The sequence below is a fragment of the Acidimicrobiia bacterium genome (genome assembly GCA_036271555.1).
In the GTDB taxonomy this organism is placed as follows: Bacteria; Actinomycetota; Acidimicrobiia; order IMCC26256; family PALSA-610; genus DATBAK01.
Genome location: DATBAK010000065.1, coordinates 48,116 through 74,731, shown reverse-complemented (window position 1 = coordinate 74,731; position 26,616 = coordinate 48,116). Strand labels below are relative to the sequence as shown.

The following is a 26,616-nucleotide window of genomic DNA, read 5'->3' as shown; positions in this document are numbered from 1 at the left end:
ACCGACCGACACGGCAACCGCAGCGAACCCGAATCGCCGACGCCGACGGTCGCGGACGACGTGCGCGCCGTCATCGAGCTCATCAATCGGAATCGGACTACGCGGCTTCGCGCACGATCGCGTGGGCCAACTCGAGCAGGTCGTCCTCGTCGCCGGTGACCTTCATCACGAAGTTGGCGACGAGGTTGGTCAACGCTGCGACCTTCGCCGCGTCGACGCCTTCGAACACGCCGCGGCCGTCCGGCGCGGTCTCGCCGGGGAACGTGAGCGACCAATCGTCGTCGCCGTAGGGGCTGATCCAGGGAGCGATCAGGTACTCGTCGTGTGCCCCGTCACCGACTCGGAGGGCGATGACTCCATCGCCGCGGTGGTCCCACGTGGGGCTGTACGTCACTTCGATCAGTCGCGCCATCAGTCCTGTCCTTGGGGTCGTGCGTCGGCCGTCCATGGCGAACGCTTAACGTGACTATCGACCACGGAGAGCGCGGAGTCAAGAGGCAAATGAGGAGGTGTCGGTCGGCGCGTCGCCCCAGGTCAGAGCCATCGGGCATTGTGCCGGTGTGTCAACTCAATGACATTGTGTTGCCTGCAAATGTCACAGTGTCATTTGGGTTGCCATGGTGGCGCGTTAGCCTCATGGGATGCGCGAGGGCGATCCCTTTCTGACCGCAGAGCTCGACGAACTGCGTGCGAATCAGCGACGCATCGTTCGTGCTCTCCCGCTTCCAACGCCGAGGCCCGTGCCTGGAGTGAGCCGGCCGACGGACCACGAAGCCGCTCTCGTCGAGACAGTGCTGCGGAAGCGACTTCAACGCGCACTCGACTCCGACGCGATCCGACCACTCGTTGAACGATCACTAGAAGGCCTCGGTAAGCGCGAGGTTCTCATTTTCCTCGATGACGTCCACTCCCTCGGTTGGCGGAACGAACTCGTGCCGCTGATCCAAGAGTTCGGTGGGATGCCCGAGGAATCAGGCTCGCTGTTCCAGGGCGTCGCCCAACAAGCATGGGAGATCACGTACCTCGCTGCATTCGCTGATCTCTGCGCTGGCGACTACAACGGTCACTGGTTGGTCCACGTGTTTCCTGGCTCGGGCGCGTAGCTCAGAGGTGGTCGCCGATCGCGTGCTTGCGCGCGGCCGCCTGAGCTCGTTCGGCGGCTGCGCTGCGGCCGTACCGATGCGCCATCGCCGTCGACTTCCACCCGGCGAGATACATCAAGTCGCCTTCACCACCGCCCGTCGCTCGGAACGTGTGCGCGAACGTGTGGCGCGCTTGGTGCGGATGAATCGGTTCGATGCCGGCCAGAGCGCACCGGCGCTTGAGAACCTGCGCGACGCCCGACGCGGTGAGCGCACCCTTCGGACCGAGCCACAGTTCTGCGCGGCGAGCGTGCGCGTGCTCGCGTCGGACGCGGAGGTAGCGCGACAGCGCCTCGCCGGTGTTCGCGGAGACCGGCACGATGCGCGTGCCCGTCTTCCCGCGCAACGTGAGCCGATCGTGGCGCCGGTCCCAATCGTCGGACGTCAACGCCAGGAGCTCACCGAGACGGGCGCCGGTGTCGAAAAGCACGCGAATGATGGCGTTGTCGCGCCGATCAGCGAAGTCGCGGCCTGAGCACGCTTTGACGAGCGCGCGCACGTCGTCGAGCTCGACGACTGGGATCGGCGCCGGTTGCGCGTCGCCGGGAGCGTCGGCCCGATCGAACGGGTTGGCCGTCTCGAATTCGCGCGCGTACCAGCCGAAGAACGGTCGGAGGTTCGCGAAGCGGATGCGCCGCGTCGCCGGGGTGATCGTGCCGACCACTCGGCCGTTGCGCACGGCCGGCGCGTCGAGCAGGTAGGTGCTCCACTGGTTGATCGTCGAGTGGTCGACGGCTTCGGGGTCGGGTGACACGCCGGCCTCGAGCGCCCAGGTCCAGAACTGCTCGAACGACTTGCGGTAGACCTGCAGCGTGGCCGCCGAGCGGTTCTTGCGCTCCCTCGATCGACGGAAGTCGTCCCACGCATCCTCGAGCACGGTCGGTAGCTGCACGCCCACACCTCACGTCGAAATTTCTTGCTGTGTGAGCGTAATGCACTCGGACATGGGGTCGGAACTGCACCCGTAAAGTGCCTCTGACCTGCACAAATAGCGGGCCCGTAGCTCAGTGGTCAGAGCAGGGGACTCATAATCCCTCGGTCGCTGGTTCGATCCCAGCCGGGCCCACCATCTTCGTCCTGGTCAGACGCAATCGAGAAACGCAGGCGCGAGAGATCGACGATCACCCCAAAGCGGGATGGCCGACGAGTGCGTTGTCTCGGACTACCCCTCGCGTTCGCGCGGAGTTGAGCGCGCAGATGGCGGACGGTCGGCCGGTGCGCCGCTGACGACGGGGCGAGCGACGGTGACGTAGAGCAGCGGCCCGACGACGGGTGCGTAGGCGAGGAAGCCGAGCCACGCCGGTTTGCTGCGCTGCGCCGCGGCCCAGCGGGCCTCGTCGAGGAGGGATGCGTCGACGGCGCACGCGAGCGGGAGCACGAGGAACATGATCCAGCAGGCGACGATGTCGGCGTGCCGCGCGGACAGCCCGAGCATGCGGTTCGCGGGCTCCGTCACGCCTTCGAACACCGCGAGAGCTGCGATCGCGAGGACCGCCGCGACGAGCACGATGGGCAGCGCGACGCGCGCGACGCTCTTCACGCTTCCGGCTCCGCGAGCGCGGCGAGCTCTTCCGGACCGCAGTCGACGTAGATGGCGCGCGCTTCCAAACGGCGGACCGCCGTCCATGGGACGACGCGCGCCTCGTGCGCGAGCGCGCGGAACAGACGGTTCACGGCGAACGGGCGCTTGGGACCGCGCGGCAGCCGGAAGCCGAGACGGTCGCCGATGCTGCCCAATCCGACGATCAGACCGTCGAGAATCATCGACTGCACGATCACGTCGGTCGCGGGGCCGTCGAGCCGCAGCCGAACGTCGCCGACGGGCGCGACGTGTGTGCCGTCCATCGTGTGGACCTCGCTGCCGATGACGTCGCTGAGCCGAAACTCGCCCAGGTCGTCGATCGACGCTTCGAGCGGGCCGGGTCGGCCGCGGACGTGATGCGCCGTCGCGCGGAGGTAGGCGCGCGGCACCGTGAGCCTGAACGCGTTCTCGGTGCGACACAGCAGGTCCAGCGGCACGAGCTGTGGCTCCCACTCCGGAGCGGAGAGACGGCGAACGAGATCCTCGAACCGTTCGCCGAGCCGGCCTCCGAGCCGCGCCGCGAGCGCGCCCGCGCCGCAGAGCACACCTTCCACGCGCGTGCCGTCGGCGTCGTGCGCGAGCAGGCAGTCGTCGACTTTCCCGACGAGCAGATCGTCGACGTCGACGATCTGCCGGTCGACGATGTCGCGCATCGCGTGCAGCTCCGTCGTCTGGTGGTCGCTCACACATTCCCCCGGGTCACGATCAGAAGCGGGATGGTGGCGAGTGACATCACGATCATGACCGCGAGCAGTGCGATCGACAGCGCGTTGACGACGACGCCGTTGACCTTGTCGCCGACGAAGTCGGGATCGTTCGCGACGATGAAGATCGGGAAGAAGGTCAGCGGGATCGCCGCGGCCGAAAGCACGATCGCCAGCAACGTGACCTTGATCGGATCGAACATCAGGCCACCGACCGTCGCGATCACGAGCGTGGCGATCAGGATGCGAAAGAACATTGGTGCCTCGGACCGGCGGACGTACTTCCCCCACTGCCGCCCGAAGTACTGGCAGATGGAGTACGCGGTCGAGAGCGACGCCTCGGCGGCGGCGCCGAAGACGGCGGCGAACGAGCCGAAGAGGAACAACCACATTCCGCTGCGGCCGAGCGACAGGGTGATCGGAAGGCCGACCTGCGACAGATGCGACACCGCGATGCCGCGCGGGTGGAGCTCGACGGCGCCGAGGATCATGAGCGCGAGCGCGAGGAGCGTGCCGAGGGGGAAGCCGATGAAGACGTTGGCCCGCTCGACGTTGAGGTCGGAGGTGGTCCACCGCTCTTCGACCGCCCCCGACGAGAAGAAGAACACCTCGTACGGCGTCGTCATCGCGCCGAACTGCGCGATCGCGAGGTACCAGTAGGCATACAGCGTCTCGTGCGGCGGTCGCCAGGGGTGCGTCGACCGGTGCAGCAGTTCGCCACTCGCCGGGTGGAGGCGCCACACCGCGACGAGCAGGACGAGCATCGCGAGCCCGGCGACGCCGTACACCCGCTCCATGTGCTCGAATTTCGCGAACCAGAGAATGGCCCCGAGCACCAGTGCCGCGAGTGGGATCCAGACGCGGTAGGTGACGCCGGTCGCGAGCTCGAGCACCAATCCGATCCCCGCGATCTCGGCGAGCGTCGTGAGCACGGTCAGGAGCGCGGAAGCGGTGAGGTTGACGAGCGCGACCCGCGGGCCGAGGCGCTCGCGGATGACGTCGAACGTTGCGCGGTGCGAGATCGCCGCGACCTTTCCGGCCATGTTGGCGTAGAGGACGATCGTCACGCCGCCGAGCACGAGGGCCCACGCGAGGGACATGCCGAAGCGCGCACCGGCTTCGGTGTTGCCGACGAGGTTGCCGATGTCGATCATCCCGCCGATCGCGGTCAAGACGCCGAGCGTGATCTGGAGGGGCTTGGTCAACGCTGCCTCGCCTTGAAGTCTTCGAGCTTCGCGATCTCCTTCTGGAGCTGCTCCGCGTACGGCTTCAGCTGATCGAGCTCGCCGCGCCGGGCCGCGATGCGCATCGACGAGAGCGTTCCGACCGTGTCAGCGAGCATCGGATCGAGCTTGTCGCGCACGCCGTCCGAGTGAGATTCCGGAGGCTGGATCGAGTCGAACGCAGCTTGCGCGCCGCTCGCATCCCCCTCGGCGTCGGTGAGCGTCACCGAGGCGTACGCGTCGGTCACGCGACCACGACCGGCCATCTGCGCGACGAACAAGCCCGTCTGCGCGGCGCTGAGCGTCATGGTGACGGTCGCGACCGCCTTGCCGGTATAGGCGTACGTCGAACGCGCCGGCAGCACGCACCCCGCTGCCGCGGCGGCGACCACACACGCGGTCGCGAGCAGCCGCCGAGTCACGCCGTCTCGGATGCCCGCACACGCGCGTCACCAAACGTCGACGGTGTGCACCCGGGCGGCGACGGGTGAGCCGCGACGTCGCCGAGCGCGACGAGCTCGCGCGTGAACCCACGCCGATGGTGAAGTGCCTCGTACCTGCGATCGCCGCCGCCTTCGCGATCGCGATGGGCGCCGGCGGTTCGTCAGCCTGACGCGACCTCGGATTCGCAGATGGCGTGGGCGGCCTCGATCACGAGCGCGTGCACGAATGCCTGCGGCAGGTTTCCCTTGAGCTCGCGCTGGCGGACGTCGAACTCCTCGGCGAAGAGGCCGGCGGGGCCGGCGGTCGCGAGCGCACGCTCGAACCAGCGCGTCGCCTTCACGAGATCGCCGTCGGCCGTCGCGGAGAGGCTCATCCAGAGATTGCACAGCACGAACGCACCTTCGAAGTCGTCGGGGCTGCGGTCCTCGTCCTCGCGAAATCGGTACACGTAGCCGTCCTTGGCGAGCTCGCGCTCGACCGCATCGACGGTCGCGCGATGGCGCGGATCGGTAGCCGGTATCGCGCCACGGAGACCGCCGAGCACCAACGACGCGTCGATCCGCGCGTCGTCGGGCGCCCGCTGCCACGCGCCGTTCTCACGGCACGCCGTCGCCGCGAGCTCGACGAGGATCTGGTCGGCGACCCGCAGCCAGTCCCTGCTGTCGTCCTCGGCGCCGGGGCGCGCCGCGATCGCCCGTAGCCCGGCGATGCACGCGAGGCGGGTGTACGTCCAGCGCCGCGCGTCGAGCTCCCAGATGCCGGCATCGGGCTCGGTCCACCGATCGGTGATGGTCTGCGCCGCCACGCGCGCCGCGCGCCATCCGGCAGTGTCGAGCACACCGAGCTCGTCGCAGAGCGCGAAGAACCGCAGGGCTTCCCCGAACGGGTCGAGCTGGAACTGCGAGCGCACGTCGTTCCCGACGACGTCGCCGCCACCGGGATAGCCCGTGAATCCGACGTGCCGTTCCGCCGGGACCGGGTCGCCGTCGACGGTGTAGGCCGGCGCGAGTTGGTCACCGTCGGCGAGGAGGCGCTCGGTCACGAAGCGTGCGGCCGGCGCGGCGAAGTCGTCGCAGTGTGCGACGGCGGTGGCCGCGCCCATGAAGCACAGATCGCGGATCCACACGTAGCGGTAGTCGTAGCTGCCGTGGTCGGCGCGCTCGGGGAGCGACGTTGTCGCCGCGGCGACGGTGCCGCCCGTCGACGCCGTCATCCCGCGCAGGATCGCGAACGAGTGCCGGATCTCGCGCGTGCTCGGGACCGCCTCGAGGGCGCGACGCCACATCGCCGCTGTCGAGTCCCACAGCTCGTCGGCGCTGACCGGCGAATCCAGGTCGTCACCGATCTCGAGCACGAGGTCGTGGGTCTCGCCTTCGTGCAGGGCGAGTGTCATCTCGAGCGAATCCCGCTTGACGCGCGCGCCGGCAATGCCGGAGAGCCGCCACTCGACGTCGCCGCCGCGCGCCGTCCAGCATCGGACGGACCCGCGCCCGCTCCACCTTCCGGCGACGACGCGGCCATACTCCTGGGCCGGCTGCAGACTCACCTGGACGTGATGGTCGCCGCGCGTCGCGCAGATCCTCCGCAACATCGTGACCCGGTTTGGGCTCGACGGGAGTGCGAGCGCCTGCCGGCATTCCAGTACGCCTTGACCGTTGAGCCACCGGCTCTTCCAGACGAGGCTGTCGTCCTCGTACGCGCCGCCGGACACGCACGGCTGGTGCGGACGAACGGTGAAGCGGCCGGCACCGCCGACGAGTCCGGCGAAGACCGCCGGGCTGTGCCACCGCGGGAAGCACATCCAGTCGATGTCGCCCTGCGGACCCACCAACGCGCCGCGCTCTCCATCGGCGATGAAGGCGTAGTCGTGGAGCGGCTCGGTCACGTCTGCTTCAGCAGCCGGGCGTCACCGGGAGCGCTCGGCCGGCTCCGACTCGGGTTCCGCTTCGGGCTCGGAGTCCTCCGGCGGCGGCGCGAGATCCGGCGCGTCGGGCCCGACCGACATCGCCACTGGCGCGTGCGCGGGCTCCGGGCCGGCGTGATCCTGCGCGCGTCGCCGGCGCACGACGACCATCACGAGCGCGGCGAGCACCGCGAGGAGCGCGACGCGCGTCATGCCGCGCGCCGCCGCCGCTTGCGTGCGACGACCGCGTCGCCGAGGTTCGAGAGCTCGTCGCGGTCGAGCTTGGACTTCAGCTCCGGAAAGACCTCGGTCTCTTCTTCCTTCACGTGATGCTTGATGCCGGCCGTGACCATCGCGACCGCAGCGCCGTAACCGGGCGCGTCGACGAGCTCGGTCATCTGCGCGAGGCCGGTGCGCGCGAGGCCGTGCTCGATCGTCGCTTCCTCTTCTTCCTCGGAGCCCACGCGCTCCTCGACGAGCGGGTACACGAGCTCCTCCTCGATCGCCATGTGCAGCTGCAGCGCGGCGACCACCTTGTCGGTGGTGCGTCGACGCTTCGCGCCCGGCTTGCTGTCGCTCAACTCCTTCAGCAGCGCAGCTACCTCGCGGTGGTCGCGCTTCAGAATCGCGATCGGGTCGTTCATGCCTTCTCCTCGTGGACGGACTGCCGCATCGGTACCCGTGGTCCTGCTCGCACGAAACCGCCGTGCGTCCCCGCTCGTCCATTTCACGACGCGAGAAGTGATGCTCCGTGGGCAGTCGCGATGCGGTCAGGCTCACGCCTCTCGCGCAAGCCGCACGCGGCGCGAACTACTCGAAGTCGTCGCACTCGCTCTGTGAAGCCGGGCACACGCGCTTGTTCTTTGTCGGCGGCGCTCGTTCACGACGCCGCGACGCGTCAGCTCGGGGTGTCGTAGCCCATGATCGCCTTGGTCTCGAGGTACTCCTCGAAGCCGAGCGGCCCCCACTCGCGGCCGTTGCCGGATTGGCGGTAGCCGCCGAAGGGGGCGTTGAAGTCGGGACCCGCGCCGTTCACGTGCACGTTGCCGCTGCGGATGCGCCGGGCCATCGCCTTGGCGCGCTCGCCCGAACCCGAGATGTAGCCCGAGAGTCCGTAGCGGGTGTCGTTCGCGATGCGAACCGCGTCGTCGTCGTCGTCGTAGCCGATGAGCACGAGCACTGGGCCGAAGATCTCTTCCTGCGCGATCGTCATGTCGTTCGACACGTGCGAGAAGACGGTGGGCTGCACGTAGTAGCCGGTCTCGAGCCCGTCGGGCTTGCCCGGACCGCCGGTCTCGAGCTTGGCGCCCTCGCCGATGCCCTTCTCGATGAGCTGCTGGATGCGGCCGTACTGCGTCTCCGACACGACCGGTCCGATGTTGCTGGTCGCTTCGCGCGGGTCGCCGACGACGACGTTCTTCGCGGCGGCGGCCGCGATCGCCGCGGCTTCGTCCATCCGCGACGCGGGCACGAGCATGCGCGTCGGCGCGTTGCACGACTGGCCCGAGTTCGTGCACATCCCCGTCATGTCGCGCGTGATCACGGCCTCGAAGTCGGCGTCGTCGAGGACGATGTTGGCGGACTTCCCGCCGAGCTCCTGCGCCACGCGCTTCACGGTCGGCGCGGCGTTGCGCGCGACCTCGATGCCCGCGCGCGTCGAACCGGTGAACGACACCATGTCGACGTCGGGATGCGCGGCGAGCGGTGCACCGACGCTCGCGCCATCACCGTTCACGAGATTGAACACGCCCGCCGGAACGCCCGCGTCGTGCAGGATCTCGGCGAACACGATCGCGTTGAGCGGCGCGACCTCGGAGGGCTTGAGCACCATCGTGCAGCCCGCCGCGATCGCGGGTGCGACCTTGCAGGCGATCTGGTTGAGCGGCCAGTTCCAGGGCGTGATCATTCCGCACACGCCGATCGGCTCCCGCACGAGCAGGGTGGTGCCCATCGTCCGTTCGAACTCGAAGTCGGCGAGCACGCCGCGGGCGGTCATGAGGTGACCGAGTCCCGCCGCCGCTTGTGCCGCCTGCGCGAGCCATTTCGGCGCGCCGACTTCCTGGCTGATGACGTCGGCGAGCTCGTCGAGGCGTCCGGCGTACGCGGCGATGATGCTGTCGAGCAGTGCGAGGCGCTCTTCCCTGGTCGTCAGTGAGAACGTCTCGAACGCGACCTTCGCGGCGGCGACCGCGGCGTCGACGTCGTCGGGGCCGCCCATCGCGATCGTTGCGATCGCTTCCTCGGTGGCCGGGTTGATGACGTCCAACGTGTCGCTCGTCCGCGGCGCAACCCAACGACCGTCGATGTAGAACTCCAGCGCGTGCTTCACGGTCTCTCCTCGTCAGCGGTCGGCGGCCGCTCTCGGCGCGTCCTCGTGCAGCCTCTCACCGAGGGCCGGCGGCATGCGAACGTCGTCGGCGCTCGACGAGTCGGGACGCGTGCTGCCGGCGCGGTTGCGTGGGGTAGACCGGTGGGTCGGGTACGCCGACCGGCGCCGTTGCGTACGTGAGGAGCAGCATGAAGATCGGTTTGCACATCGTCACGTGGGACTGGGCGGGTGGCGCGTCGTCGATCGGGCCGACCCTCGCGGCGATCGGCGACGCGGCGGAGACCGCCGGGCTCACCGACATGAGCGTCATGGACCACTGGTTCCAGATGGAGGCGCTGGCGCCCGCGACGGAGCCGATGATGGAGGGGTACACGACCCTCGGGTTCCTCGCCGCGCACACGGAGACGATCCGCCTCGGGCTGCTCGTGACCGGTGTGACCTACCGCTATCCCGCGTTGCTCGCCAAGACGGTCGCGACCGTCGACGTGCTCTCGGGCGGTCGGGGCCAGCTCGGCATCGGCGCGGCTTGGTACCAACGCGAGCACGAGGGTCTCGGGGTCCCGTTCCCGCCGGTCGCGGAGCGGTTCGAGTTGCTCGAGGAAACGATCCAGGTGTGCTTCCGGATGTGGAGCGACGACGACGGACCGTTCGCGACGAAGCACTTCACGCTCGCGGAGACGATCTGCAACCCACGCCCGATCAGTATTCCGCGTCCGCCGGTGCTCATCGGTGGCAGCGGTGAGCGCAAGACGCTTCGGCTCGTCGCGAAGTACGCGGACGCCTGCAACCTGTTCTGGTCGAGTGTCGAGGAGGTCGCGCACAAGCTCGACGTGCTCCGCATGCATTGCGACGCCGAAGGTCGCGACTACGACACGATCACGAAGACGATGCTGTCGAGGAGCGATCCCGCCGATCCCGACGCGGTCGTCGACGCGCTGCGCGACTACGCGAAGTTGGGCATCGACACCGTGATCTTCGTGCCCAGCGGAGACCCGGTCGCGTTCACCCAGCGCTTGGGCGGTGAGTTGGCCGCGCGGCTCGAAGAGCTCTGATTCGTGTTGTGGTCGCGAGGGTCGCGGCGATCACCCGCCGGCGGCGTGCTCCGCGATCGCGCGACCGAACTGGAGCAGGTCTGCGGCTTCGAGCGCGGTGAACGTGGCCGCGACCTGGCGGGTGACGCGCGGCGCGAGGAGGAGTCCGAACGCGAACCCGGTCGCGACCCACTGGCTCACGCAGAACGGACACGTGAGGAGCTCTCCGACGGCGTGCTGCACGCCCGTGCCGCGCACCTCTTCGTTCACCTCCGCGGGACCGCCCGCGCTCTCGAAGCGCGTGAACGGCGCGCGCAGCGGACTCGTCACGGCGTCGCGAGTGACGAGACGCGACACCTTCGCGGTCGCGAAGGCGGTGAGCGCGAGGTCGGAGAACGCGGGGCGCTCGGGCACCGGACGGCGGCGAGCGACGACGAGCGCCACGAGGCCGGCGACGCCGGCCGCATACGTCGTCATCACGCGTGCGTAGCCGCCGAGCGGCCGGTCTTCGCCGTGCGCGTACGCCTGGCCTTCCGCGCGAAAACGATCGCGGACGTGCTCGATGCTGTCGGCCACGGCCCGGGCGTACCCAGGAGTCGACTCCGCGCAACCACGCGACGTTTTTGTGAAAGTGGCACCGGGTAGGCGGCCCGGGTCGGCCTGCGCACGCGGAGGAAACATGCAGAAGATCGCGTCCGAGTTGCTCATCGAACGGCTCGTCGATTGGGGCGTCGACACGATCTTCGGTCTGCCCGGTGACGGCATCAACGGGATCATGGAGGCGCTGCGCCGGCACGAGGACCGCATCCGCTTCGTGCTCGTGCACCACGAAGAAGCCGCCGCGTTCATGGCAACCGGCTACGCGAAGTCGACGGGGCGCATCGGTGTGTGCCTCGCAACCTCGGGGCCCGGCGGCATCCACCTGCTGAACGGGCTCTACGACGCGAAGCTCGATCATCAGCCGGTGCTGGCGATCACGGGCATGCAGGAGACGCAGCTGCTCGGCACGGGATATCAGCAGGAGGTGCACCTCGAGAAGCTGTTCATCGACGTCGCCGAGTACGACGTCATGGTGCACGTGCCGGTGCAGATCCCGACGCTCGTCGACAACGCGATTCGGCACGCGCTCGCGCACCGAACCGTGTCGCACATCACGTTCCCCAACGACATCCAAGTCGCCGACGCCGACGCGAACCCGTGGCAGGCCGTCGCGCCGGCGAGCACGCCCGCGACGGCGCCCGTGTACCTCGCGCCGCCGGGCGTCGCGCGCGAAGCCGACCTGCGCAGGGCGGCCGACGTGCTGAAGGCGGGCAAGAAGATCGTGACGCTCGCGGGTGCGGGTGCGCTCGGTGCGCGCGCCGAGGTGCTGACGACGGCGGAACGCATCGGCAGCCCGATCGTCAAGACGCTCCCGGGCAAAGCGGTTGTGCCCGACGACCATCCGCTCACGACCGGTGGGATCGGTCTGCTCGGGACACGCCCGTCGGAAGAGGCGATGGAGGAGTGCGACACGTTGCTGCTCCTCGGCACGAACTTCCCGTACACGAAGCACCTGCCGCCGCCGGGGCAGGCACGCGTGGTGCAGATCGACATCGACCCCGCGATCGTGGGGAGTCGCGTCCCCACCGAGGTGCCGATCGTCGGCGATGTCGCCGAGTCGCTGCGCGCCCTGATCCCGATGCTCGAGCGCAACGAGGACCGCGCCTTCCTCGAGCAGGCGCAGAAGTCGATGCGCGAGTGGCGCGATCACATGACCGCGCTCGAGGACGCGGCGCGCGATCCGATCCAGCCGCAATATCTGATGCGACTGATCGACCGCTTCGCGACCGACGACGCGATCCTGTCGTGCGACTCGGGCACGATCGCGACCTGGTCGGCGCGCCACTTCGACATCCGCGGCGACCGTCGCTACATGATCTCCGGCAACCTCGCGTCGATGGCGCCCGGCCTGCCGTACACGATCGCGGCGCAGGTCGCGCATCCGGAGCGCCAGTGCATCGCGTTCGTGGGCGACGGCGGGTTCGGGATGCTGATGGCCGATTTCGACACCGCGTGCCGGTACGACCTGCCGATCAAGGTGTTCATCTGCAACAACAGCTCGCTCGGGCAGATCCTCTGGGAGCAGATGGTGCTCGGCTATCCGGAGTACGGCGTGCGCTTCTCGCAGCCCGCGCACTTCGCGCCGTGGGCCGAGGCGTGTGGCGCGCGGGCGTGGGAGGTGACGCACGTCGGAGAGCTCGAGGCCGTCGTGAAGGAGGCGCTCACGGCGCCCGGCCCCGCGCTCGTCGACGTGCAGGTCAACCCCGACGAGCCGCCGCTTCCCGGCAAGGTCTCCTACGAGCAGGCCAAGTCGTTCGCGCTCGCCTTCCTCCGCGGTCAACCGCACAAGGCGACGATCGCGTCGACCCTCCTGCGCGACAAGATCGAGCAACTGAAGGCATGAGGCACCACTCGGGTGACGGCGGGCACGCGCTCGACCGCCTGCTCCAGAACGTCGAGCACGGCCGGTTCGAACGATCGCTGTCGGGCCTCACCGGTGTCGGCGCGATCATCACCGGCGCGGAGATCTTCCTCGAGCACGACCGCGCGAGCTTCGGCAACAAGATGATGTGGCTGCCGGTCGCGCTCACGCCGGTGATCGGTGCGGCCGGCATCGCCGGGGTGTTCAGTCGCCGGCTCGCGAAGACCGCACTGCCCGCGGCTTCCGCGCTCGTGGTCGCGAACAGTCTCCAGGGCCAGTACCTGCACCTGCGCGGCATCGCACAGCGTCCCGGCGGTTGGCGTGAGCTTCGGTACAACGCGGAGATGGGACCGCCGACGTTCGCGCCGCTGCTGTTCGCACTCGTGGGCGGCATGGGCCTGCTCGCGGCGATCCTGCGGCGCGAGCGTTGACGACCGAGGGCGTCACCCCCGGCGGACGGGGCCGGTTCGGCGATTTCGACGTGCTCGGCGAGGCCGGGCACTGGGACGGTGTGACGCGCGACGTCGTGTTCGCGCGTCTCGATCCGCGGCGCGCCGCATCCTTCTTCGACGACGACGAAGCGGTGACCGCGCGCGCGTTGCTCGACCGGCTGCTCGCGCAGGACGACGAACCGAAGATCCCGTTGCTCGAGCTGATCGAACCGCGACTCGCAGCGGGGGAGACCGACGGCTACCGCTACGTCGACATGCCCGACGACGGCGACGCGTGGACGCGCTCGCTCGCCGGTCTCGGTGCCGACGCGTCACGCGCGCACGGCCGCGCGTTCGCCGAGCTCGACGAGCTGGCGCAGCGCGAGCTGATCGAGGTCGTCCGCACGACGAAGGGCGACTGGCACGGGATGCCGGGGTCGCGTGTGTTCCAGCTGTGGACGCGCTACGCGATCACCGCGTTCTACTCGCATCCGTGGGCATGGAACGAGATCGGCTTCGCCGGGCCCGCGTACCCGCGTGGCTTCAAGACGCTCGCGATCGACCGGCTCGAGCCGTTCGAGCGGCGCGAGCGTGATCCGCGCGACCCGATCCCGTGGCTGCACAAGGTCGACGCCGCGCAGGCGGAGCACGGTGTGGGCGAGGCGCGGGGTCACTGATGCGAGGTGTCCGCGCCCGCAACGAGTCGGCGTGGCTGCTACCGAATGACGGCACGCGCACGAACCATCATCTGCGCGCCGACATGCGCCGGTTCGACGAATCGGACGAGGTCGACCTCGTCGTCGTCGGGTGCGGCGCGGGCGGCGGCGTGCTCACGCAGCGGCTCGCGCGCCGCGGCTGGAAGGTCGTCACGCTCGACGCGGGACCGTGGTGGGATCCCGATCGCGACTGGGTGAGCGACGAGCGCGGCGCCTCCGATCTCTACTGGACCGAGCCGCGCGTCATCGGTGGCGACGATCCGGTCGCCATGGGCTCCAACAACTCCGGCCGCGGTGTCGGCGGCTCGATGGTGCACTTCGCCGGCTACACGCCCCGCTTCCATCCGTCGGATTTCCACACGTACGAGCTCGACGGCGTCGGTGCCGACTGGCCGATCCGCTACGACGAGCTTCGTGCCTACTACGAGGACATCGAGGCGGAGCTGCCGGTCGCCGGTGAACGCTGGCACTGGGGTCATCCGCACGGCTATCCGCACAGCCCGCATCCGCTCGGCCCCAACGGCTTGAAGTTCCAGGAAGGTTGTCGCGGCGCGGGAATCGGTGTGCGCGTCGGTCCGGTCGCGATCGCGAACGGTCGGTTCGGAAACCGACCGCACTGCATCTACCGCGGTTTCTGCCTCCAGGGATGCAAGGTGAACGCGAAGGCGTCGCCGCTCATCACGCACGTTCCCGACGCGCTCGCGCACGGCGCCGAGATCCGTCCCGACTGCATGGTGAGCCGCGTGCTCGTCGACGACGCGCGGCGCGCCACGGGCGTGACCTACTTCAAGGACGGCATCGAGCATTGCCAACGTGCGCGCATGGTCGCGGTCGCCGGCTACTCGATCGAGACGCCGCGGCTGCTGCTGAACTCCGCGTGCGACGGGTTTCCCGACGGCTTGTGCAACGAGCACGATCTCGTCGGTCGCTACGTGATGGTGCAGGGCGCGCCGCAGAGCGCGGGCCGGTACGACGAGGAGATCCGGTCGTACAAGGCGCCGCCGGCCGAGGCGTCGAGCGAGGACTTCTACGAGACCGATCCGACGAAGGACTACCAGCGCGGATTCTCGTTGCAGTGCGTGTCGCCGTTGCCGATCACGTTCGCGGAGCACGTCGCCGCGCAGGGCCACTGGGGCGCGGTGATGCGCGAGTACATGCGCGACTACGTGCACTGGGCGACGTTCGGCGCGCTGTGCGAGTTCCTGCCGCGACCCGACAACCGGGTGACGCTGGCCGACGAGAGGGACCGTCACGGTCTGCCGGTCGCGCGCTTCGACTACAGCCAGTGCGAGAACGACCGCCGACTCATGAAGGCCGCGACCGAGCAGATGGAGCGCATCCACCGCGCCGCGGGTGCGGACGAGGTCATCACGATCAACCGCGACGCGCACCTCGTCGGCGGTTGCCGGATGGGCGCCGACGAGCATCACGGCGTCGTCGACGGCGACCTTCGCAGCTTCGCGATCGCGAACCTGCTCGTGACCGACGGCAGCGTGCTGCCGACGCAGGGGAGCGCGAACCCCGCGTTGACGATCATGGCCCTCGCGGCGCGCGCCGCCGACCGGCTCGCGGCGGGCTGAGAGCGTCGGCTACTCGGCGCGGCTGCGCTCGACGAGATGGCGCTCCGCGTCGGCGCGCTTGAGCTCGAGACCCATGCCCGGGCGCTCCGGGTCGGGTCGGAGCACTCCACCCGTGGGGTCGAGGGCACCGTCGAACAGCAGCCGGTCGATGCGCGCGTGATCGTGGAAGTACTCGACGTGCCGCAGGTTCGGCACGCTGCAGGCCGCGTGCGCGTGCAGCGACGGCGCGCAATGACCCGACAGCTCCAAACCGTGCGCGGCCGCGACCGCGGCGACGCGCAACCAGTCGGTCAGGCCGCCGCAGCGCGAGATGTCGGCCTGCAGGACGTCGACCGCACCCGCCGCGCACATCTGCTCGAAGTAGGGGAGGTCGTAGCCGTACTCGCCCGCGGCGACCTCGATGTCGATGAGGTCGCGGATCTCGCGCAGCGACGCGAGGTGATCCGACGACACCGGTTCCTCGAACCAGGTCACGTCGAGTGCTGCGAGCTCGCGCGCCAACGTCACCGCCTGCTTCGCGGTGTAACCACCGTTCGCGTCGACGAAGAGCTCGGCGCCGCCGATCGTCCCCCGGACCGTCTCGACGCGCGCCAGGTCGACGCGTGGCTCCGCGCCCCGGTTCGTGCCGATCTTCATCTTCACGCGCGGGATGCCGTCGTCGTGCACCCACGATCCGATCTGACGCACGAGCTCGTCGGGTGAGTACGACGTGAACCCGCCGCTGCCGTAGATCGGCACCTCGTCGCGCACCGCGCCGAGGAGGCGGAACAGCGGGAGTTCGAGCAACCGCGCCTTGAGGTCCCAGAGCGCGAGATCGACGGCCGCGATCGCGGACGACACGACTCCGGGGCGGCCGAGGTTCCGGATCGCGACCGCCATCGCGTGCGCGGCGCCGGGAACGTCCATTGGATCGTGCGCGACGACGACCGAGCGCAGGACATCGTCGATGACGGCGATGCACCCGCGGGTCGCGTACGTGAACCCCGTGCCGGTGACGCCACCCGCTTCCACTTCGACGACCACGACCGTCGTCGAGTCCCACGTCAACGTGCCGTCGGACTCGGGCGCCTCGGTCGGTACCGTGTACGCCGCGGCGCGAAGCCCGTCGATCTTCACGAGCGTCGAGTGCGCGCGCCCTCCGCGAGCCTTCCTCTCGCCGCCGCGACGAACGTGCGTGCCGAGTTCGGAAGTGTGCGCAGGAAGCTGGGATCGAGAAAGCCGTGCGCGCGGTCGTCGAAGCGACCGTGCGCGCCGACATCGCCGGTGTCGTCCTGGGCGTGCCGGAGGTTGCCGGCCCGGTCGGGCACGATCCGATCCGACGAGAGTTGCGATTCCCACGCGCCGCGCGCCGCGTACTGGTTGCCGAGACCGGGCGCGAGCTGCCCGGCCGCGACGAGCAGCTTGTTCCACGATCCGAGCACGCGCGAGCGGCGTCCCGACAGCACGGTGTCGACGATCGCACGCGCCGCGATCTCGGGCTGGTAGATCGGCGGGACGGGCTGGGGATCACGGTCCATCGTCGTGTGGCACCAGTCGAACTGGGGCGTGTTCACCGCGGGCAGGTGCACCATGCACAGCTCGACGTGGCTGCCGTCGTGGATGAGCTCGGCGCGCGTCGATTCGAAGAAGCCGCGGCACGCGAACTTCGCCGAGCAGTACGCGGCCTGGAGCGGGATGCCGATGAAGGCGAGGGCCGATCCCACGTTCACGATGCGGCCGCGATCACGCGGGCGCATGCGCTCGAGCGCGGCCATCGTGCCCCACACCTGACCCAGGAACGTCACCTCGACCGCGCGCCGGAAGTCCGCGGCGGCGGTGTCGGCGACGGGGGAGAACGTCGTCGTCATCGCGTTGTTGACCCACACGTCGATGGGTCCGAGGTCGCGCTCGATCGTCGCCGCCGCATCGAACACCGCGCGGTCATCGGCGACGTCGACGGGAACGGGGATCGCGCGCACACCGGCGCGCGCCGCTTCCTTCGCCGCCGCTTCGAGTCCCGCGCTTCCGCGTGCCAGCAATGCAACGTCGAAACCGTGCTCCGTGAGCGCGAGCGCGGTGGCGCGCCCGACTCCTGCGGACGCGCCAGTCACGACCGCAACGCGCGAACCGCTCATGGCAGCGCGCTACCCACGACGGCGCTGCGTTACGCAGGCACCGATCCGTTTACCGAACCCGTCGCGGAGGTACCGCAGGCCCACATGACGGCCTTTGGTATGACGCTTTCGAGTGAGGAGCACGGGCCGCGCGAGCTCGTCGATCTGGCGGCGCGCGCCGAGGATGCGGGGTTCGAGTTCGTGTCGATCTCCGACCACTTTCATCCGTGGGTGAGCGAGCAGGGTCACAGCCCGTTCGTGTGGAGCGTGCTCGGTGGAATCGCCGCTTCGACGCAACGCATCGAGGTCGGCGTCGGCGTGAGCTGTCCACTCGTCCGAATCCATCCGGCGATCGTCGCGCAGGCAGCCGCGACGACGTCGTTGCTGTTCGAGGGACGCTTCTTCCTCGGTGTGGGAACCGGTGAAGCGTTGAACGAGCACGTCCTCGGTCACCGCTGGCCGCGCCCGGAGGTGCGGCGAGAGATGCTCGACGAGGCGGTACACGTGATCCGGCGCCTGTTCACCGGCGAGACCGTCGACCACCGCGGTCAGTTCTACGAGGTCGAGAACGCGCGCCTCTTCGACGCGCCGCGCGCCGCGCTGCCGATCATCGTGTCCGGGTTCGGCCCGGCGTCGGCGGAGCTCGCAGGTCGCATCGGCGACGGCTACTGGGGGAGCGCACCCGACCGCGAGCTCCTCGACGCGTTCGAACGCGCGGGCGGCTCGGGACCGCGGTATGCGCAGCTCAACGTCTGCTGGGCCGACGACGAACGCAAGGCTCGCGAGACGGTGTACAAGATCTGGCCCAACGCGGGCATCCCCGGCCAACTGTCGCAAGACCTGCCGACGTGGAGCCACTTCGAGACTGCCGCCGAGATCGTCACCGAGGATCTCGCGACCAAGTCGGTGCCGTGCGGGCCCGACGTGCGCGACGCGCTGCTCGACAGCGTTCGGAAGTACGTCGACGCCGGCTACGACCACTTGTACTTCCACCAGATCGGGCCCGATCAGGCCGGGTTCCTCGACTACTGGCAGCGCGAGCTCGCGCCCGCGCTTGTGGGCGCGACGGTCTGATCGAGCCTGACAGAAAGGACGATGTGATGAGTGACCAAACGAAGACCACGGGTGCGACCGAGTTGCTCCGGACGCAGCACGAAAAGGTCAAGACGATGTTCGCCGAGCTCTTCGAAGCGACGGACGACCATCGCCGGCAGCTGTTCGACTGCCTGCGCGCAACGCTCGCCGCGCACGAGACGGCCGAGGAAATGGTCGTGTACCCGAAGGCGCGCTCCGAGGGCGGGGGCGACATCGTCGACCGCCGGGTGAAGGAGGAGGACGAGGCGAAGCAGGCGCTCGCCGAGCTCGAGAAGCTCGACACGAACGGGGCACCGTTCGACGCGAAGATCCATGCCTTCCACGAAGACGTCCTGCGCCACGCGACCGCCGAGGAGACCGAGCTCTTTCCCGTCCTCGAGCAGAAGTGCTCCGCCGAGGAGCTCGCGAAGATGGCCGACCGGATCCTCACGGCCGAGAAGATGGCTCCGACTCACGCGCATCCTCACGGACCGAACAGTGCCGTCGGCAACATGCTCGTCGGACCGTTCGCGGCGATGGTCGACAAGGTCCGGGACGCCTTGCGCAGCTGAGCCGCGCAACCCTGCGATGACGACGACCACGCTCGCCGACCTGCGCGAGTGCCATCTCTCGTGGAGCGACGACCGGGAACCGGGCCTGCGCCGGGTGCGGAGCGGGCGGGGTTTCCGCTACGTCGACGCCGAGGGTCGGCCCGTGCGCGACCAGCCCACGTTGACGCGCGTCAAGGCCCTCGCGATCCCGCCCGCCTGGACCGACGTGTGGCTCTCGGCGCACCCCAACGGCCACCTGCAGGCGACGGGGCGCGACGCGCGCGGCCGCAAGCAGTACCGCTATCACCCGCGCTATCGCGAGCACTGCGAGCTCGCGAAGTTCGAGCACCTCGCGGTGTTCGGACGCGCGCTGCCGAAGGTGCGCGCGCAGGTCGCGACCGACCTGCGCCGGCGCGCGCTGCCGCGCGAGAAGGTCGTCGCCGCGGTCGTGCAGTTGCTCGAGTCGACGCTCGTGCGCGTCGGGAACGAGGAGTACGCGCGCTCGAACTCCTCGTACGGTCTCACGACCCTGCGGAGTCGTCACGCGCGCCTCGACCGGGGGGCGATCCGGCTCCGGTTCCGCGGCAAGAGCGGTCACGACCTCGACGTCGCGGTGACCGATCCGCGGCTGCGCCGCATCATCCGTCGCTGCCAGGACCTCCCGGGCCAGCTGCTCTTCCAATACGTCGACGACGACGGGACGCACGGGATCTCGTCGAACGACGTGAACGAGTACCTACGCGACGCGACGGGTCTCGACGTCACGGCCAAGGAGTTCCGGACGTGGATCGCGACGGTGCTCGCCGCCGACGCGCTGGCGCAGCTCGATCCGCCGGAGTCGGATCGCGCGGCCCGGCGCGCGGTCACCGACGTCGTCCGCACGGTCAGTTGCCAGCTCGCGAACACGCCCGCGGTGTGCCGCGCCAGCTACGTGCATCCGCGCGTGGTCGACACCTACAAGGCGGGCGAGTTGCCCGATCAGTGGCACGCGTCCGCACCGCGGGTCGCGGGCCTCGCGCTCGAAGAGCGTCGCCTGCTCGGAATGCTCGAGGAGCACTCGACGCGCCGGCGGCGACCCGCGGCACGCGCCGCGTAGATCCTGATCCCAAGCACACGGAGGAACCATGTATATCGGTGGTGGAGCCCTTCTCGTGATCATCATCGTCCTCGTCGTCTTGGCGCTGCGCTGACCGACCGACTCACCTTCACGGTTCGGTAGCGGACCGATCGGGTATCGGCGCGACCATGCCGGAGCCCGACGGCCGTCAAGCGCGCGCGACCGCGCCAAGCTCTCGCGACGACGTCGACGAGAACGAGGTCGTCACCCAGAGCGTGCAGGAGACGTTCCGCCGCTCGGTCGACGAGGGTGTGCTGCGCCTCGAGCGGCCGCTGCCCGCGCTCGTCGCGACCGGCCTGGTCGGCGGTCTCGACGTCAGCATCGGCGTGATCGCGCTCCTGCTCGTCGAATCGAAGACGCAGAATCACCTGCTCGGTTCGCTGGCGTTCGGAATCGGTTTCCTCGCGCTCACGCTCGCGAACAGCGAGCTCTTCACGGAGAACTTCCTCGTTCCGATCATGACGGTCGTCGCGAAGGACGCGCCGTGGTGGTCGGTGCTGCGCCTGTGGGCCGGCACCGCGCTGTTCAATCTCATCGGTGGCTGGATCGCGATGGGGCTGGCGATGATGGCGTTCCCGCCGCTGCGCAACACCGCGCGCGCGGTCGGCTTCGAGTCGATGCGCATCGGTGTCGGCCGGCAGGCGTTCGCGAGCGCGATCGTCGGCGGTGTGCTCATCACGGTGATGACGTGGATGGAGCGCGGCACCGACTCGGTGCCGGCGAAGATCGCGTCGGCGTGGGCGATCGCGTTCCTGCTCGCGGGACTGCCGGTCCAGCACGCGATCGTGATCTCGATCGAGGCGTTCGCGGCGCTGCACGCGGGCGCGGCATTCGGGTACGCGCACTGGCTCGCGATGTTCGGGTGGGCCGCGCTCGGCAACGTGCTCGGTGGCATCGTCCTGGTGACCGGGCTGCGCCTCATGCAGGTCGGCCGGCGCGGGGTCGCGCGCGAGCAAGCGCGCGAGAAGCCGGCGGTGGACCTCTGAGGTCGACGATGTCCATCCGAGGCGACGACAAAAAGGCTGCGTATGCCGGTCGTGCGATGGCCTCGGGGAGCCGGGCGGCGCCGCGGCTCGCACGGGGGTATCGTCCGCAGAGTGAACGAAGAAGTCGCCCGCGTCGATGCCGCGGCGTCGTTCGCCGCGGTAGCGGCCGTGTTCTCCGAAGCGGAACACCTCACCGAGTTGCTCGCGCTCGCGGTGCGGCTCGCGACGACCACGGTCGTTCCGTGTGCGCGGGCCGGCGTCGTCGCGCGCCGGGACGGTCGGCTCACCTCGATCGCGGCCTCCGACCCCGAAGCTCATCGGTTGAACGAGTTGAACCTCACACTCGAACAGGGGCCCGCGGTCGACGTGCTCGACACGGGCCAGTCGGTCTATGTCCCCGACCTATCGGACGACCGGCGTTGGCCGGCGCTCGCACGGGGCGCGTGGGGCGCCGGACCGGTGTTGGCGACGTCGATCGAGGACGGCACCGACGAGCCGAAGGCATTGGTCTTCTATGGCGCGCCCGGAATGGCGTTCGATCGGATCGATCGGGCACACGGCGTCGTCTTCGCGACGCACGTGTCACTCGCGCTGAGCGCGCTGCAGCGTCACTTGCGCGAGCACGAGCTTGCCGAGCAGCTGCGTCGCGGCCTCGACAGCCGCACGGTCATCGGACAGGCGCAGGGGATCGTGATGGCGCGCGCGGGTTTGAACGAGCGCGAAGCGTTCGAGGTGCTGCGGCGCGCGTCGCAGCACCGCAATATCAAGCTGCGCGAGATCGCCGCGTACGTCGTCGAGACCGGTGACATCCCCACGGTCGACTGACGACGCCCCGGGAAGGGTCGAGAAGCGGCACGCACGGGTAGGGTCGTCCGCACCGAAGGAGGCAAGGATGGCGAGACGCGATGTGGTCGTCATCGCGGCCTCGGCGGGCGGGATCGAGGCGCTCAAAGCCGTCTTCGCAGGACTGCCCGAGGATTTCGACGCCATCGTGTGCGTGGTGGTGCACATGCCCGCGCGCGGCGGATCGGCCCTGCCGGCGATCCTCGACCGCGCCGGCCCGCTGCCGGCGCGGGCCGCCGTCGACGGCGAGCCCCTGCGCTCCGGGCGCGTGTACGTCTGCGTCGGCGACCGTCACCTGCTGCTGCACCGCGGCCGCGTCCTGGTGCGCGCGGGTCCGCGTGAGAACGGCTCCCGCCCCGCGGCCGATCCGCTGTTCCGCAGCGCGGCCCGGTACTTCGGCGAGCGCGTGATCGGTGTCGTGCTGTCCGGGTCCCTGAGCGACGGGACCGCGGGGCTCTCGGCGATTCGGCGCCAGGGCGGCGTGGGCGTCGTGCAGGATCCCGACGACGCGCTCTATTCCGAGATGCCGCGCCACGCGATCGAGGCCGGCGCCGACCACATCGTCCCGGCGGTCGAGATCGGCCCGCTGCTCAGCCGCCTCGTGAAGGAGCCGGTGACGGCCGACGGCGGTGACCCGTCGGCCGAGATGATCGAGGAGGTCGCCATGATGGAGGATGGACCTCCGGGCGTCGGGAACGACCATCCCGGACGGCCGTCGCAATGGCCGTGTCCCGACTGCAACGGTGTGCTCTGGCGCATCGACGACCCCGACGTGCTCCGCTTCCGGTGCCGGGTCGGCCACGCGTGGGCCGGTGAGAGCCTGCTCGACCAGCAGAACACGGCGGTGGAGAACGCGCTCTGGATGGCGCTGCGCGCGCTCGAAGACCGCGCCGAGCTCAGTCGTGCGCTTGCCGAGCGCGCCCGCCCCCGCCGTCCGATCAGCGCGCGTCTGTTCGACAGCGAGGCCGTCGAGACGGGCGAGAACGTCGAAGTGCTCCGACGACTGCTCGGCGTCGGCGACGCGAACGAAGCGACCGGGACGAAGGACGCGTAGTGGTTGGCACCAATGAACAGCCGTCAGAAGGTCTCGAAGAGGTACTCGACTACCTGAAGAACGCGCGGGCGTTCGACTTCACCGGGTACAAGCGCGGCACGCTCGCGCGCCGGATCGAGAAGCGCATGGAGACGATCGACTGCGAGAGCTACGAGGACTACGTCGATTACCTCCAGGTGCACCCCGAGGAGTTCGAGCCGCTCTTCAACACGATCCTGATCAATCTCACATCGTTCTTCCGCGACGGCGACACCTGGAACGCGATCAACGACACGATCATCCCGCAGCTCGTCGCGCGCGACGACGAGCAGATTCGCGTCTGGAGCGCCGGTTGCGCGACGGGTCAGGAGGCCTTCTCCGCGGTGATGCTCCTCACCGAGGCGCTGGGGATCGACGAAGCGAAGGAGCGCGTCAAGGTCTACGCGACCGACGTCGACAACGAGGCGCTCGAGCAGGCGCGCCGCGCCGTGTACACGAGCCGCGAGCTCGAGTCGATCCCCGAGGATCTCCGCGCGAAGTACTTCGACGCGCGTCCCAACGGCGGCGGCGCGTTCACGAACGATCTACGGCGGCTCGTGATCTTCGGCCGTCACGATCTCTTGCAGGACGCACCGATTCCACGCGTGCAGATGCTCATGTGTCGCAACACGCTGATGTACTTCAACGCCGACGTGCAGAGAAGGCTCGTGCAGCGGCTCCAGTTCTCGCTCGTGAACGGCGGCTTCCTCGTCCTCGGCAAGGCGGAGATGCTGCTGGGGCACGGCGACTCCTTCCAGCCCGTCGACCTCAAGCAACGGATCTTCTGCAAGCACTCGGAACCGACCATGAGCACGCGTCTGCTGACGCTCGCGAGCCGTCCCGACACGCCCTACGAGCATTCGGTGACGCCGCTCTCCGACATCGCGTTCGAGCACGCGCCGAGCTCCGACGTGCTGATCGACGCGGCCGGCAACTTGCTGGCGGCCAACGCCGCGGCGCGCAAGCGCTTCTCGATCTCGCCCCACAGCCTCGGCCGCCCGTTCCAGGACCTCGAGCTCTCGTACCGGCCGGTCGAGCTGCGATCGTCGATCGATCAGGCGCGGCTGCACCGCCGGCAGATCGAGCTCGAGAGCGTCGCCCACCGCCTCGGTCCCGACGACACGCGGTTCCTCGACGTCAGAGTGACGCCACTCGAGATCGAGAACTCCGACGTCGGTGTGTTGCTGTCGTTCACCGATGTCACGAACCACCGGCGCGTCACCGAAGAGCTCGAGGAGACGCACCGCGAGCTCGAGACCGCGTACGAGGAGCTCCAGTCGTCGAACGAGGAGCTCGAGACGACGAACGAGGAGCTCCAGTCGACGATCGAGGAGCTCGAGACGACGAACGAGGAGCTCCAGTCGACGAACGAGGAGCTCGAGACGATGAACGAGGAGCTGTCGTCGACGAACGAAGAGCTCCAGACGATCAACGACGAGCTGCGGGACCGGACCGGCGACCTCAACCAGGTGAATGCGTACATGGAGTCGATGCTCACGAGCCTCGGGGCCTCCGTGATCGTCCTCGACAGCGATCTTCAGGTGCGCGTCTGGAACGGTCTCTCGTTCGAGATGTGGGGACTGCGCGCGGAGGAGGTCGAAGGCCGCGGTTTCTTCGGCCTCGACATCGGCTTTCCCGTGGAAGTGCTCGGCGCGGCCGTGCGCTCGTGCCTGGCAGGCGAGTGTCCGGAGAATCCGATCACGAGCGAAGCCACGAACCGCCGGGGTCAGCGGATCACGTGTCGCGTGCGGCTCTCCCAGCTGATGGGCGGCGGCGGCGCGATCGAGGGCATCATCGTCCTCATCGAGGACGAGGCCACACGCGTCTGAGGGGTCAGTGCGTCAGCGGTTCGGCCAGTAGTCGAGCGGGTAGCCGAAGCCCTCTTCCGCGAAGCGCTCGTTCAGCGCAACGGCGACGCGGTTGAGCTCGCGATGACTCGTCGTGCGCTGTCCCTGGAGGACGGCCGTCAACGAGTCGTGCTGCAGGTCGCCGCCGAGCGCGAAGTATGAGCACCACAGGTCGGTGCTCGACATTCCCGCGATCTCGCGCGCGCGCTCGAGCATCTGCGCGCGATCGAACGGGTTCGGGGGATCCAGCGCGGCTTCCCTGCGCCGCTCGCCGTCGGCGGCGAACCGGCGGCGTTGGTCCCGGAGATCGGCGCGGCGTGTGGCCGTCTTCGTGCGGATCGCGACCAGCTCTTCGACCCTCGAGCGCGCGACGTTGATCGTCACTTCGGCGCGCGCGCACGATGCGGCAGCCTTCTGGCTCCCGAGGTGGATCCTCCAACGCGCGTGCGCGTGCGCTTCGGAAGCCGGAGTCGACTCCCAGCCGCACGAGCACACCGCGACGTGGGCGCGGTTGGTGCCGTGGGTCGAGACCAAGGCGTGGGCGGCGTCGCTCAAGGTCGGCATGGTACCGCCCGTTCTGTCGATGTGGATGTCGATGTCGATGGTGCGGGACGCGACGCGGTGAGGTCGACCATCAGGTCGCGTAGCGCGTAGTCGCGCGCGCTACGGCACACGATGTCGACGCTTCCGCGAATGCGGTGCAGATGCGATCGCGCTTCCCCGTCGACGAACGTGCCGACGAAGATCGTTCCGGGGGCGACGCCGTCGAGCGGATCCGGTCCGGCCGCGCACGTGATCGACACGGCAACTTCGCAGCCGAACAATTTCGCCGCCCCGGCGGCCATCGCCCGCGCCGCCGCGTGCGTCACGACCGGTCCGGGTTCGAGTCCGAGCAGCGCGACCTTCGCGTCCTTCTGATAGGTCACGATGCCACCCGGGAACCAATCGATCGAGCCCGTGGCCTTCGCGAACATCTGCGCGAGCAGCCCGCCGGTACACGACTCTGCGCACGCGAGGCGTCGGGATCCGAGTCGCGATGCGATGTCGGCGACGAGATCCTCCGTCGCGGTGTCGCTTGTCACGAAGTGAGATGTTCCCGGTGCGCACGTCGCGCAACCACGGAGCGCGTGTCGTCGCGCGTGCGTCGCTTGCGCGTGTCCCCGAGTAACACGCGGATCGCGCGGGCACAATGCCGCCATGTCCGCCGCGCTGCCGAATGACGACGTCCGCCCGACCGGAGCCGAGGGTGGCGAGTTCGCCGCCGACGTGCCGGCGGTCGATCCGCCGGAGGCCGAGGCGCCGCTCGAAGGCGACGAGCGGCTGTACACCGGCGAGCCCGTCGATGACGGCGAGCACGTCCGTCGACCGCAGCAGATGAACGTCGGCGTCGAGAACATGGAGGGCGGCGGCGAGTGGCCCGATCCGGACACGCCGCCCTCGCCGGGCGCGGCCGGCGATACGAACCAAGACCATTGAGCGCGCGCGGA

At 69.3% G+C, this 26,616-nt stretch carries 30 protein-coding genes and 1 tRNA gene; 16 read left to right on the top strand and 15 right to left on the bottom strand.

Translation table 11 applies throughout. From position 1 onward, the window contains the following. Positions 1-97: 97 nt before the first annotated feature. Positions 98-412 (bottom strand): hypothetical protein, encoded by a 315-nt coding sequence (locus VH914_15965; protein HEX4492704.1) that lies wholly within the window; start codon positions 410-412, stop codon positions 98-100. Between the two features lie 229 nt (positions 413-641). Between VH914_15965 and VH914_15960 the strand changes: the two genes are divergently transcribed. Beyond that, positions 642-1,103, top strand: coding sequence for a hypothetical protein (locus VH914_15960; protein HEX4492703.1), 462 nt, complete (start codon positions 642-644; stop codon positions 1,101-1,103). Between the two features lies 1 nt (position 1,104). Here the strand turns inward: VH914_15960 and VH914_15955 are convergent, their stop codons facing one another. Beyond that, positions 1,105-2,034, bottom strand: coding sequence for a tyrosine-type recombinase/integrase (locus VH914_15955; protein ID HEX4492702.1), 930 nt, complete (start codon positions 2,032-2,034; stop codon positions 1,105-1,107). Positions 2,035-2,135: 101 nt separating this feature from the next. Here VH914_15955 and VH914_15950 point away from each other — a divergent pair. Continuing rightward, a tRNA-Ile gene (locus tag VH914_15950) sits at positions 2,136-2,211 on the top strand. A gap of 93 nt (positions 2,212-2,304) precedes the next feature. Here VH914_15950 and VH914_15945 read toward each other — a convergent pair. The 4 genes from VH914_15945 to VH914_15930 are packed head-to-tail and all read right to left on the bottom strand — an operon-like array spanning position 2,305 to position 5,073. Further along, positions 2,305-2,682: a hypothetical protein gene (locus VH914_15945; GenBank protein ID HEX4492701.1), complete on the bottom strand. Its 378-nt coding sequence runs from the start codon at positions 2,680-2,682 to the stop codon at positions 2,305-2,307. Further along, positions 2,679-3,410, bottom strand: a complete 732-nt coding sequence (locus tag VH914_15940) for a hypothetical protein (protein HEX4492700.1) — start codon at positions 3,408-3,410, stop codon at positions 2,679-2,681. Before VH914_15940 ends, VH914_15945 begins: the two co-directional genes overlap by 4 nt. Beyond that, a complete protein-coding gene (locus VH914_15935) occupies positions 3,407-4,633 on the bottom strand; it encodes a divalent metal cation transporter (protein ID HEX4492699.1) in 1,227 nt (408 codons plus the stop codon). The genes VH914_15940 and VH914_15935 overlap by 4 nt, the downstream gene beginning before the upstream one ends. Then, the gene (locus VH914_15930) at positions 4,630-5,073 is read right to left on the bottom strand and encodes a hypothetical protein (GenBank protein ID HEX4492698.1); all 444 of its coding nucleotides are present in this window, start codon (positions 5,071-5,073) and stop codon (positions 4,630-4,632) included. The genes VH914_15935 and VH914_15930 overlap by 4 nt, the downstream gene beginning before the upstream one ends. A gap of 65 nt (positions 5,074-5,138) precedes the next feature. On the opposite strand from VH914_15930, the gene VH914_15925 reads away from it, so the two are divergent. Continuing rightward, on the top strand, positions 5,139-5,264 hold the full coding sequence (locus tag VH914_15925; GenBank protein HEX4492697.1) for a hypothetical protein: 126 nt from the start codon (positions 5,139-5,141) through the stop codon (positions 5,262-5,264). On the opposite strand, the gene VH914_15920 is transcribed toward VH914_15925, so the two are convergent. The 4 genes from VH914_15920 to VH914_15905 all read right to left on the bottom strand — a co-directional run bounded on the left by VH914_15920 (position 5,256) and on the right by VH914_15905 (position 9,327). Further along, complete coding sequence (locus VH914_15920) at positions 5,256-6,980, bottom strand: glycoside hydrolase family 15 protein (GenBank protein HEX4492696.1); 1,725 nt, start codon at positions 6,978-6,980, stop codon at positions 5,256-5,258. The genes VH914_15925 and VH914_15920 overlap by 9 nt on opposite strands. A gap of 21 nt (positions 6,981-7,001) precedes the next feature. Continuing rightward, positions 7,002-7,211 (bottom strand): hypothetical protein, encoded by a 210-nt coding sequence (locus VH914_15915; protein ID HEX4492695.1) that lies wholly within the window; start codon positions 7,209-7,211, stop codon positions 7,002-7,004. Next, positions 7,208-7,642: a hemerythrin domain-containing protein gene (locus VH914_15910; GenBank protein ID HEX4492694.1), complete on the bottom strand. Its 435-nt coding sequence runs from the start codon at positions 7,640-7,642 to the stop codon at positions 7,208-7,210. The genes VH914_15915 and VH914_15910 overlap by 4 nt, the downstream gene beginning before the upstream one ends. Before the next feature lie 254 nt (positions 7,643-7,896). Then, entirely contained in the window at positions 7,897-9,327 is a 1,431-nt protein-coding gene (locus tag VH914_15905; GenBank protein HEX4492693.1) for an aldehyde dehydrogenase family protein, read from the bottom strand. 188 nt (positions 9,328-9,515) lie between these two features. Here VH914_15905 and VH914_15900 point away from each other — a divergent pair, with 188 nt between their 5' ends. Further along, positions 9,516-10,379 carry an LLM class F420-dependent oxidoreductase gene (locus VH914_15900; protein ID HEX4492692.1) on the top strand — a complete coding sequence of 288 codons (864 nt, stop codon included), beginning with the start codon at positions 9,516-9,518 and terminating at the stop codon, positions 10,377-10,379. A gap of 30 nt (positions 10,380-10,409) precedes the next feature. Here VH914_15900 and VH914_15895 read toward each other — a convergent pair whose 3' ends face one another. After that, complete coding sequence (locus tag VH914_15895) at positions 10,410-10,934, bottom strand: DUF1360 domain-containing protein (protein HEX4492691.1); 525 nt, start codon at positions 10,932-10,934, stop codon at positions 10,410-10,412. Positions 10,935-11,037: 103 nt separating this feature from the next. Here VH914_15895 and VH914_15890 point away from each other — a divergent pair, with 103 nt between their 5' ends. From VH914_15890 to VH914_15875, 4 genes are read left to right on the top strand one after another with little or no spacing between them, the layout of a single operon-like run. After that, the gene (locus VH914_15890) at positions 11,038-12,801 is read left to right on the top strand and encodes a thiamine pyrophosphate-binding protein (protein HEX4492690.1); all 1,764 of its coding nucleotides are present in this window, start codon (positions 11,038-11,040) and stop codon (positions 12,799-12,801) included. Next, positions 12,798-13,250 (top strand): hypothetical protein, encoded by a 453-nt coding sequence (locus VH914_15885; GenBank protein ID HEX4492689.1) that lies wholly within the window; start codon positions 12,798-12,800, stop codon positions 13,248-13,250. The genes VH914_15890 and VH914_15885 overlap by 4 nt, the downstream gene beginning before the upstream one ends. Continuing rightward, positions 13,247-13,927 (top strand): gluconate 2-dehydrogenase subunit 3 family protein, encoded by a 681-nt coding sequence (locus VH914_15880; protein ID HEX4492688.1) that lies wholly within the window; start codon positions 13,247-13,249, stop codon positions 13,925-13,927. Before VH914_15885 ends, VH914_15880 begins: the two co-directional genes overlap by 4 nt. After that, positions 13,927-15,546, top strand: coding sequence for a GMC family oxidoreductase (locus VH914_15875; protein ID HEX4492687.1), 1,620 nt, complete (start codon positions 13,927-13,929; stop codon positions 15,544-15,546). Before VH914_15880 ends, VH914_15875 begins: the two co-directional genes overlap by 1 nt. A gap of 9 nt (positions 15,547-15,555) precedes the next feature. On the opposite strand, the gene VH914_15870 is transcribed toward VH914_15875, so the two are convergent. Continuing rightward, positions 15,556-16,662, bottom strand: a complete 1,107-nt coding sequence (locus tag VH914_15870; protein ID HEX4492686.1) for an enolase C-terminal domain-like protein — start codon at positions 16,660-16,662, stop codon at positions 15,556-15,558. After that, positions 16,659-17,660, bottom strand: a complete 1,002-nt coding sequence (locus VH914_15865; GenBank protein ID HEX4492685.1) for an SDR family oxidoreductase — start codon at positions 17,658-17,660, stop codon at positions 16,659-16,661. Before VH914_15865 ends, VH914_15870 begins: the two co-directional genes overlap by 4 nt. Positions 17,661-17,744: 84 nt before the next feature. Here VH914_15865 and VH914_15860 point away from each other — a divergent pair, with 84 nt between their 5' ends. The 7 genes from VH914_15860 (at position 17,745) to VH914_15830 (ending at position 25,111) form a co-directional block, all read left to right on the top strand. Beyond that, positions 17,745-18,713 carry a TIGR03557 family F420-dependent LLM class oxidoreductase gene (locus VH914_15860; protein ID HEX4492684.1) on the top strand — a complete coding sequence of 323 codons (969 nt, stop codon included), beginning with the start codon at positions 17,745-17,747 and terminating at the stop codon, positions 18,711-18,713. A 26-nt stretch (positions 18,714-18,739) separates the two neighbouring features. Next, positions 18,740-19,285, top strand: a complete 546-nt coding sequence (locus VH914_15855) for a hemerythrin domain-containing protein (GenBank protein HEX4492683.1) — start codon at positions 18,740-18,742, stop codon at positions 19,283-19,285. A 16-nt stretch (positions 19,286-19,301) separates the two neighbouring features. Beyond that, positions 19,302-20,360: a DNA topoisomerase IB gene (locus VH914_15850; GenBank protein HEX4492682.1), complete on the top strand. Its 1,059-nt coding sequence runs from the start codon at positions 19,302-19,304 to the stop codon at positions 20,358-20,360. Between the two features lie 149 nt (positions 20,361-20,509). Then, on the top strand, positions 20,510-21,367 hold the full coding sequence (locus VH914_15845) for a formate/nitrite transporter family protein (protein HEX4492681.1): 858 nt from the start codon (positions 20,510-20,512) through the stop codon (positions 21,365-21,367). A gap of 111 nt (positions 21,368-21,478) precedes the next feature. Then, positions 21,479-22,192, top strand: a complete 714-nt coding sequence (locus VH914_15840; GenBank protein HEX4492680.1) for a GAF and ANTAR domain-containing protein — start codon at positions 21,479-21,481, stop codon at positions 22,190-22,192. A gap of 67 nt (positions 22,193-22,259) precedes the next feature. After that, a complete protein-coding gene (locus VH914_15835) occupies positions 22,260-23,264 on the top strand; it encodes a chemotaxis protein CheB (GenBank protein HEX4492679.1) in 1,005 nt (334 codons plus the stop codon). Beyond that, a complete protein-coding gene (locus VH914_15830) occupies positions 23,264-25,111 on the top strand; it encodes a protein-glutamate O-methyltransferase CheR (GenBank protein HEX4492678.1) in 1,848 nt (615 codons plus the stop codon). Before VH914_15835 ends, VH914_15830 begins: the two co-directional genes overlap by 1 nt. 12 nt (positions 25,112-25,123) lie before the next feature. Here the strand turns inward: VH914_15830 and VH914_15825 are convergent, their stop codons facing one another. Then, positions 25,124-25,684, bottom strand: coding sequence for a hypothetical protein (locus tag VH914_15825; protein HEX4492677.1), 561 nt, complete (start codon positions 25,682-25,684; stop codon positions 25,124-25,126). Beyond that, positions 25,681-26,211: a CinA family protein gene (locus VH914_15820; protein HEX4492676.1), complete on the bottom strand. Its 531-nt coding sequence runs from the start codon at positions 26,209-26,211 to the stop codon at positions 25,681-25,683. Before VH914_15820 ends, VH914_15825 begins: the two co-directional genes overlap by 4 nt. 115 nt (positions 26,212-26,326) lie before the next feature. Between VH914_15820 and VH914_15815 the strand changes: the two genes are divergently transcribed. Then, on the top strand, positions 26,327-26,605 hold the full coding sequence (locus tag VH914_15815) for a hypothetical protein (protein HEX4492675.1): 279 nt from the start codon (positions 26,327-26,329) through the stop codon (positions 26,603-26,605). Positions 26,606-26,616 lie beyond the last annotated feature (11 nt).